The organism is Polaromonas sp., from assembly GCF_036676035.1.
Lineage (GTDB): Bacteria > Pseudomonadota > Gammaproteobacteria > Burkholderiales > Burkholderiaceae_C > Polaromonas.
The window spans coordinates 1-8,850 of record NZ_JAKFDR010000077.1 but is presented as its reverse complement, the minus strand read 5'-3'; the positions used below and the strand labels follow the sequence as shown (position 1 = coordinate 8,850).

8 protein-coding genes are annotated in these 8,850 nt (G+C 65.1%); 5 read left to right on the top strand and 3 right to left on the bottom strand.

Features of this window, described 5'->3' with window-relative positions; genetic code table 11:
* From V6M61_RS12705 to V6M61_RS12685, 5 genes are all read left to right on the top strand, one after another.
* Positions 1-829, top strand: an 829-nt coding sequence (locus tag V6M61_RS12705) for an ROK family protein (protein ID WP_332776943.1), incomplete at its 5' end; no start/stop codon positions are given.
* Between the two features lie 246 nt (positions 830-1,075).
* Positions 1,076-2,326: an ABC transporter substrate-binding protein gene (locus V6M61_RS12700; RefSeq protein WP_332776942.1), complete on the top strand. Its 1,251-nt coding sequence runs from the start codon at positions 1,076-1,078 to the stop codon at positions 2,324-2,326.
* Between the two features lie 95 nt (positions 2,327-2,421).
* A complete protein-coding gene (locus V6M61_RS12695) occupies positions 2,422-3,303 on the top strand; it encodes a carbohydrate ABC transporter permease (protein ID WP_332776941.1) in 882 nt (293 codons plus the stop codon).
* Positions 3,304-3,406: 103 nt separating this feature from the next.
* A complete protein-coding gene (locus tag V6M61_RS12690; protein WP_332776940.1) occupies positions 3,407-4,246 on the top strand; it encodes a carbohydrate ABC transporter permease in 840 nt (279 codons plus the stop codon).
* Positions 4,247-4,248: 2 nt separating this feature from the next.
* Positions 4,249-5,316 carry an ABC transporter ATP-binding protein gene (locus V6M61_RS12685; RefSeq protein WP_332776939.1) on the top strand — a complete coding sequence of 356 codons (1,068 nt, stop codon included), beginning with the start codon at positions 4,249-4,251 and terminating at the stop codon, positions 5,314-5,316.
* Here V6M61_RS12685 and V6M61_RS12680 read toward each other — a convergent pair.
* From V6M61_RS12680 to V6M61_RS12670, 3 genes are read right to left on the bottom strand one after another with little or no spacing between them, the layout of a single operon-like run.
* Positions 5,313-6,722 carry a sensor histidine kinase gene (locus V6M61_RS12680; RefSeq protein ID WP_332776938.1) on the bottom strand — a complete coding sequence of 470 codons (1,410 nt, stop codon included), beginning with the start codon at positions 6,720-6,722 and terminating at the stop codon, positions 5,313-5,315. The two genes, V6M61_RS12685 and V6M61_RS12680, sit on opposite strands and share 4 nt — an antisense overlap.
* A complete protein-coding gene (locus tag V6M61_RS12675; RefSeq protein WP_332776937.1) occupies positions 6,719-7,417 on the bottom strand; it encodes a response regulator in 699 nt (232 codons plus the stop codon). The genes V6M61_RS12680 and V6M61_RS12675 overlap by 4 nt, the downstream gene beginning before the upstream one ends.
* A gap of 24 nt (positions 7,418-7,441) precedes the next feature.
* The gene (locus V6M61_RS12670; protein ID WP_332776936.1) at positions 7,442-8,716 is read right to left on the bottom strand and encodes a multifunctional CCA addition/repair protein; all 1,275 of its coding nucleotides are present in this window, start codon (positions 8,714-8,716) and stop codon (positions 7,442-7,444) included.
* Positions 8,717-8,850 lie beyond the last annotated feature (134 nt).

Below are 8,850 nucleotides of genomic sequence, written 5' to 3'. Positions count from 1 at the left end.
CGCGAGCGATGCGCTGGGCCGGCAAGTGCTGCGCATGATTGGTGAAAGCTGCCGCCTGGCCGGGATTTCGCAGGGCGCGCTGTCGGCCGTTGGCGTGGCCTCCTGCGGCCCGTTTGTGCTGAACCAGGGCCTGGTGGAGCTGGCAGCACCGAATATTTGCGGCGGTCTGGCTGGCAAAGCGCGCGGCCTGCCCAACGACTGGACCAGCGCCGTGCTGGAGGCACCGTTGCGTGAAGCGTTCGGGCTGGTGCGGATTGAAAACGACGGTATCGCCGCACTGGAAGCCGAGCGCCGCTGGGGGGCGCTGCAGGGCATGGCCAGTTGCGCCTACGTCACCTGGAGCACCGGCATCGGCATGGGCCTGTGTGTGGACGGCCATGTGCTGCGCGGCAAAAACGGCAACGCCGGACATGCCGGCCATATGTTTGTCAGCGACAACGACGAGGCCCTGTGCGGCTGCGGCAATGTGGGTGATCTGGAGGCGCTGGTCGCCGGCAACGCCATCGCCCGGCGTTTTGGCACGCAGGGCTATGCCGATTCTGCTACTCTTTTGATAGCTGCTCGCGCAGGAGAGTCGGGGGCTGTGACCATTGTTGACGAGTTATGCCGGGTCATGGGCCGGGCGCTCTACAACCTGGTGGTCACGCTGGACCTGCAAGGCATCAGCGTGGGCGGCAGCGTGTTCTGGCACCACCGCGATTACCTGCTGCCCAGGCTGCAGTCGCACCTCAGCGGCAAGCTGCCTTCGCTGACGCAGGGTGTCATGCTGGTGCCCGCCGGCCTGCAGGACAAAGTGGGCGACTACGGCGCGCTGGCCTTGGTGGCCTGATTTTTCGGGCGGTTTCCCCTGCCCCCGCTGTCGTTTCGTCCTTTTTCTCTCTTCCGGCCGCTCTTTTGCGGCCGGACTTCATTTGATTCCTCGCTCATGACACCACGCCGGGTCGGTTCTCCGGGTAAGTCCTAGGGCTGAAGTTGAAAGATTAATGAATAATTAATTAATTCGACGGGCATGGTGTTCGCCGAATTCATTCATGCTCCTGGCGCTGTGTGCCGAAGGGGCTTACTTGGAGACAACATGTTCAAAATTTCAAACCTGACGGCTGCCGTATTACTGGCCACCGCCGCTGTGTCTGCGCAGGCTGGTGAGGTGGAGGTGCTGCATTACTGGACCTCGGGCGGCGAAGCCAAGTCGGTGGCTGAACTCAAGAAGATCATGCAGGCCAAGAGCCATGTCTGGAAGGACTTTGCCGTGGCCGGTGGCGGTGGCGACAATGCCGCGACCGTGCTGAAGAGCCGTGTAGTCTCGGGCAACCCGCCCGCGGCCGCCCAGATCAAGGGCCCGGCCATTCAGGAATGGGCCGCTGAAGGCGTGCTGGCTAACCTGGACACAACAGCCAAGGCCGAAAAATGGGACAGCCTGCTGCCCAAGGCTGTCGCCGATGTCATGAAGTACAAGGGCAACTACGTCGCCGCGCCGGTCAATGTGCACCGCGTGAACTGGGTCTGGGCCAGCCCCGAGGTGCTGAAAAAAGCCGGGGTGGCCGGCATGCCCAAGAACTACGACGAGTTTTTTGCGGCGGCCGACAAGATCAAGGCCGCCGGCCTGATCGCCGTGGCCCACGGTGGCCAGAACTGGCAAGACTTCACCACCTTTGAATCGGTGGTGCTGGGCGTGGGTGGCGCCAAGTTCTACAACGATGCGCTGGTCAAGCTCGACGCCAAGGCGCTGGGCAGCGATACGATGAAAAAATCGCTGGAAACCTTCCGCAAGATCAAGGGCTACACCGACGCGGCCTCCGCCGGGCGCGACTGGAACCTGACCACCGCCATGGTGATGCAGGGCAAGGCCGGCTTTCAGTTCATGGGCGACTGGGCCAAGGGCGAGTTTTTGGCCGCTGGCAAGGTGCCTGGCAAGGACTTCCTGTGCGCCGCCGCCCCCGGCACGGCCAACGCCTACACCTTCAACGTCGATTCGTTCGCCATGTTCAAGCTCAAGGCCGCCGATGCGCAAAAAGCCCAGGGCGATCTGGCCGCAGCGATCATGGGAACCGAGTTTCAGGAAGTGTTCAACCTGAACAAGGGTTCCATTCCGGTGCGCCTGAACATGAAGATGGACAAATTTGACGACTGCGCCAAAACCTCTGCCAAAGACTTTGTAGACACCGCCAAGACCGGCAGCCTGTTGCCTTCCATCGCCCACGGCATGGCCGTCAGCCCCGCAGCTGAAGGCGCGATCAAGGACGCCGTCAGCCAGTTCTGGAACAACGACAAGATCAGCGTGGCTGACGCCATGAAGACGATTGCGTCCGCGGCTGCTACGAAATAAGTAGCGTCAGGCTTCGGTGCATCAGCACTTCCCCCATCCCCTCCTGGCACCTTGGTCGCGGGATGGGGGGTTTATCTTTTTTGAGAGCCACTCCCATGAAACCGACCTTTGAGCAGACCCTGCCCAAGCTGGTGATTGCGCCCGGCTTTGTGCTGGGTTTCGCCTTTATTTACGGGCTGATGATCTGGAACGGGGTGTTGTCCCTGACCACCTCGCGCATGCTGCCCAACTACGACGAGTTCGCCGGCTTGGCGCAGTACGCCAAACTGTGGGAGATGGACCGCTGGTGGCTGGCACTGAAGAATCTGGGGATTTTCAGCGTGCTGTACGTCGGCGTGGCCATGCTGATTGGCATGGCGCTGGCGATTGTGCTGGACCAGAAGGTCCGCGCCGAAGGCTGGCTGCGCACGATTTATTTGTACCCCATGGCGCTGTCGTTCATCGTCACCGGCACGGCCTGGAAGTGGATGCTCAACCCCAGCCTGGGGCTGGAAAAGCTGATGCACGACATCGGCTGGAGCAGCTTTAGCTTCGACTGGCTGGTGCAAAGCGACACCGCCATTTACTGCGTGGTGATTGCCGGTATCTGGCAGTCGGCCGGGTTTGCCATGGCGCTGTTTCTGGCCGGGCTGCGCGGCATTGACGACAGCATCATCAAGGCCGCGCAGATCGACGGCGCCAGCCTGCCGCGTATTTACTGGCGCATTATTTTGCCGATTTTGCGGCCCGTGGTGTTCTCCACCGTCATGGTCTTGTCGCACCTGTCGATCAAGAGCTTTGACCTGGTGATGGCGCTGACCGGCGGCGGCCCCGGCTATGCCACCGACGTGCCCGCCACCTTCATGTATGTGATGAGCTTTACCCGTGGCCAGATTGGCCTGGGCGCCGCCAGCGCCACCATGATGCTGGCCACCGTGGCGGCGATTGTGGTGCCTTATTTGTACAGTGAACTGCGGAGCAAGCCCCATGAACATTGAGCCCACCCCCGTTGCGGACTCACTCCGCGCGCCTGCCTCCCTCCTCAAGAGGGCGTCCCCTGCGGCCGGGCAAGGCACGCTCCGCGGGAGCCGCTGGATTTCCATGAGCCGTGTGTTGATTTATGGCGTGCTGCTGCTGGCGGCGGTGCTGTTTCTGGCCCCGATGTATGTGATGCTGGCCACTTCGTTCAAGGACGCTGAAGAAATCCGCAGCGGCAACCTGCTCAGCCTGCCTTCCAGCCTGAACTTTGAAGCCTGGACGCTGGCCTGGTCCAGCGCCTGCACCGGCACCGACTGCCGGGGCTTGCAGCCCTTTTTCTGGAACTCGGTGCTGATCGTGTTCCCGGCGGTGCTGATCTCGACCCTGTGGGGCGCCATCAATGGCTACGTGCTGAGTTTGTGGAAGTTTCGCGGCAGTGATTTGCTGTTTGGCTTCATGCTGTTTGGCGTGTTCATGCCGTTTCAGGTGGTGCTGCTGCCGATGAGCCAGGTGCTGGGCTGGCTGGGCATTTCCAGCTCGGTCGGCGGCCTGATCTTCGTGCATTGCCTGGCCGGCCTGGCGGGCACCACGCTGTTTTTTCGCAACTACTACGCCGCCGTTCCCAAAGAGCTGGTGAACGCCGCGCGCATTGATGGCGCGGGTTTCTGGCGCATCTTCTTTCGCATCATCGTGCCGCTGTCCACGCCCATTGTGATGGTCACGCTGATCTGGCAGTTCACCAACATCTGGAACGACTTCCTGTTCGGCGTGGCCTTCAGCGGCGCCGACAGCAAACCCATCACCGTGGGGCTGAACAACATGGTCAACACCAGCAGCAGCGTGAAAAACTACAACGTCGACATGGCGGCTGCCGTGATCGCGGGCTTGCCCACCATGCTGATCTATGTGCTGGCGGGTCAATATTTTGTGAAAGGACTCACGGCCGGCGCCGTGAAAGGTTAACCATGGCTTCAGCACTGCATATTTCCGGCATCCGCAAAACCTTTGGCAGCGGCGACAAAACCGTCGAGGTGCTCAAGCGCATCGACATCGATGTGGCACCGGGCGAATTTCTCATCCTGGTCGGTCCCTCGGGCTGCGGCAAATCGACCCTGCTCAGCATCATTGCCGGGCTGGACGACCCCACCGAGGGTGAAATCCGCATTGGCAATCGCAACGTGGTGGGTGTTGCCCCCGCCCAGCGCGACATCGCCATGGTGTTTCAGAGCTACGCGCTGTACCCGACCATGAGCGTGGCCGAGAACATTGGCTTTGCGCTGGAGATGCGCAAGGTGCCCAGGGCGGAGCGCGAAAAGCGCATCGCTGAGGTGGCCGCCATGCTGCAAATCACCCATCTGCTGGACCGCCGCCCGGCGCAGCTCTCGGGTGGCCAGCGCCAGCGCGTGGCCATGGGCCGGGCGCTGGCGCGCCAGCCGCAGCTGTTCTTGTTTGACGAGCCTTTGAGCAACCTGGACGCCAAGCTGCGCGTCGAGATGCGCGCCGAGATCAAGCGTCTGCACCAGGCCAGCGGCATCACCAGCGTCTACGTGACGCACGACCAGATCGAAGCCATGACCCTGGGCAGCCGCATTGCGGTGATGAAAGACGGCGTGCTGCAGCAGCTCGGCACACCCGACGACATCTACAGCCGCCCGGCCAACACCTATGTGGCCTCCTTCATCGGCTCGCCTACTATGAATTTGATAGCTGGCAGCGCAAATAAAACGGGGGCTAGTGGCTTGTTTGATATACAAGGTGCGAGCCTGCCGCTGGCCTGCCCGGCCGGTGCAGACGCCCTGCTCGGCGTGCGGCCCGAGCACCTCAGCTTCAGCGACGACGCCCCCTGGCGTGGCGAGGTCAGCGTGGTGGAGCCGACCGGGGCCGACACCTTTGTGGTGGTCAGGACCGGCGCCGGCGACATCACGGTACGCACGTCGCCGCAGACCCGGGTTCAGCCCGGCGACGCAGTGGGCCTGCAGCTCAGTGCCGCGCATGTCAACTGGTTTGATGTGGGCAGCGGGGTCCGGCTCTAGGCTCGGTCTTTAGGGCCAGGCAGCGGCAAGCTCAGCCGCACCAGCAGGCCCGAAGGCTGCGCCGCATGCACGCTGGCCGTGCCGCCATGGCGCTGGGCAATTTCAGCCACGATGGCCAGCCCCAGGCCGCAGCCGCCGGGCAGTTCACTGGCGCGCCAGAAGCGCTCGAAGGCATGGGGCAGATCGTTTTCACGCAGGCCCGGCCCGTTGTCTTCGACTTCCAGCAGGCAGTGGTCCGGCTCGCGCCGCACCCGCACCGTGACGGCAGTGCCCTGGCCGGCATAGTGCAGCGCGTTCTCGATCAGGTTGTTCAGCGACTCGCGCAGCAGCAGCTTTTCGCCGTGCAGCGCCAGCGTGTCTTCCCCTTCATAGCCCAGGTCAATACCGGCCGCCAGGGCGCGCCGCGTCCATTCGCGGGCGACCTCGCGCGCCAGCGCGGCGACGTCGAGCGGCTGCAGGCTCACCTCAGCCTCGGTGCGGGCCAGCGACAGCAGCTGGTGCACCAGGTGCGCGCTGCGCAGGGCCCCGGCATGCACCTTGCCCAGCCGCTCTTTCAGGGCCTGGAGGTCGCTCTCCTGCAGGGCCAGCTCGGTCTGGCTGACCAGCCCGGCCAGCGGGGTGCGCAGCTGGTGCGCCGCGTCGTTGAGGAAGCGCTTTTCCTGGCCCAGGCTGCGCCGCACCGCGTCAAGCAGCTGGTTGACGGCGGCGGCCAGCGAATGCACCTCCTGCGGGGCCTCTTTCAGCTCGATCGGCGGCAGCGCGGTCAGCGTGCGGCCGGTGCGGTCGCCCAGCTGGGCCTCCAGGCGCTTGAGCGGGCGCAGGCCGCGCGTGATGCCGGCGTACATCAGCACCCCCAGCAGCAAGCCCAGCACCAGCAGCGGCAGCAGCATGTCGGCCACCAGCTCGCGCGCAATGCGCTGCTGCACCGCCAGGCTTTTGGCCACCTGCACGCGCAGGCGCTGGGGCGAATCCGCTTCGCCATAGTTCACCTCGAGCAAGGCCACGCGCACCGGCTTGCCGGCCAGCCGGGCCTCGTAAATCAGTGGCTCACCGGCTTCGATGATGAGCTCGGGCGGGGGCGGCGGCAGCTGGCCATTGCCCAGCACAAAGCGGCCCGGCGGCGACGACACCATGTAACCCACGCGGTCCGTCGGGTCCTGCTCCAGGATGTCCTGCGCCGCGCGCGGAAAATCCACCAGCAGGCCCGAGCCGATGGGCTTGACCTGCCGCGCCAGCGAGCGCACCGATTGCGTCAGCGACTGGTCAATGCCTTTCTCGGCGTAATTGAGCGCCACGCGCCAGGCCAGCACACCGCCGGCCAGCCACAGCACCAGCTGCGGCAGCAGCAGCCACAGCAGCAGCTGCCGCTTCAGCGACAGGCCCGGCGGCCGGCCGGCCTGCTTCATGCGGCGCCCGATTCCAGCATGTAGCCCAGCCCGCGCACGTTGCGGATGCTCAAGCCCGAATCCCCCAGCTTGCGCCGCAGGCGGTGCACATACACCTCCAGCGCGTTGGAGCCCACGCCGCTTTCGGCGGGCTCGGCCTGCCAGGCGTTGAGCACGTCTTCGCGGCTGACCACTTGGCCGGCGTTGGCCACCAGCAGCGACAGCAGTGCCCATTCGCGCTGCGTCAGCTCCAGCGCCTCGTCGCCCAGCCAGGCGCGCGGCAGCGTGGCATCGACCCGCAGCTTGTGGGCACCGGCGGTGGTGATCTCCAGCGAGCCGCCAAAGGCCGGCAGGCGGGAGCGCCTGAGCATGGCCTGCAGGCGCGCCTGCAGCTCGGCCATGATGAAGGGTTTGGTGAGGTAGTCGTCAGCGCCGGCGTTCAGGCCCTGCACCCGGTCATCAATGCCGTCGCGCGCCGTCAGGATCAGCACCGGCAGGGCGAGCAGCCGCTGGCGTATCCAGCGCAGCACGTCCATGCCGTCAACCAGCGGCAGACCGAGGTCCAGGATCACGCCGTCAAAACGGGTGGATTCGAGCAGCTCACGCGCGATGGCGCCATTGGCCGCGCAGGCCACGCTGTGCCCGCTTTGCTCCAGCAGGGCGGCCAGCGCGTCGCGCAGCAGTTCGTCGTCTTCAGCAATCAGTAAATGGGCCATGGGGCAAGCATAGCAAGGCTGGCCCTAGTGCGGCGCCGGTGAGGCCAGCCACTGTTCGACGGCCTGCACGCGGGCGGCATGGATCAACTCGCCAATCTTTTTCCCGTCGGCGCCCGCCAGCTGGGCGCTGGCCGCGATGGCGCTGGTGGGCACGGCCTGGGCGCTGGCCAGCGCCGCCAGCAGGCGCTGGCGCTGCGGGTAGGGCTGGTCCTGCAGCCCCAGGCGGCCGCGGGCATCGCACTCGCAGGCCAGCAGCGCCTCGGCAAAGCGCTGCGGCTTGCGAAAGGCGTCGCAGCGCTCCAGCAGACGCACCAGCGCGGCCGCGCCAAATTCGCTGCTGCGGTGGATGTTGCCGTGCTCGCGCGCCACCACGTCGGCCAGCTCGCGGCACTCGGTGGGCACGCGCAGCCGCTGGCAGACATCCTTGAGCAGCTCCACGCTGCGCTCCTCGTGGCCGGTGTGGCGCGGAAGTACCTCGGCCGGCGTCGTGCCCTTGCCCAGGTCATGTGTGAGGCAGGCAAAACGCACCGGCAGCGAAGCGCCTAGCTGCGCCGCCATGTCCAGCACCATCATCAGGTGCACGCCGGTATCGACCTCGGGGTGGTAGTCGGCGCGCTGCGGCACGCCCCAGAGCCTGTCGACTTCGGGCAAGAGCTTTTGCAAGGCGCCGCAGTCGCGCAGTACGTCAAACAGGCGCGAGGGCCGGTGTTCCATCAGGCCGCGCGCCAGCTCCTGCCAGACCCGTTCGGGGACCAGCGCGTCCACTTCGCCGTCGTCCACCATGGCCCGCATCAGCGCCTGGGTCTCCGGCGCCACGCTGAAATCGGCAAAGCGCGCCGCAAAGCGCGCCACGCGCAGGATGCGCACCGGGTCTTCGCGGAAGGCCCCGGTCACGTGCCGCAGCACCTTGTTCTGAAGGTCCTGCCGGCCGCCGTAGGGGTCGATCAGGGCTTCAAGGTCAATGTCGAATTGGCCTTTGGTCCTTGAAGCTTGTGCGCTGACAGCTATCGAATTGATAGTGAGGTCGCGCCGCGCCAGGTCCTGCTCCAGCGTGACGTCGGGCGCGGCTTGCACGGTAAAGCCGTGGTAGCCGCGCGCGGTTTTGCGCTCGGTGCGCGCCAGCGCGTACTCTTCCCTGGTGTCGGGGTGCAGAAACACCGGGAAATCCTTGCCGACCGGCAGAAAGCCCTGCGCAACGAGTTCTTCCGGCGTGGCGCCCACCACCACCCAGTCGTGGTCCTGCACCGGCAAGCCCAGCAAGGCATCGCGCACCGCACCACCGACCATGTAAATCTGCATGGTGGCAGTTTAGAGCCTGTTCACGCTTTATTTGGGGTCGCGCAGGTGTCTTTTCGGGATGGGGTGCAAGGCGCAGTGCGCCGCCAATAGCCCGGCTATTGGCAAGCAGTGCAACGCCGCAGACCGCCCGAAAA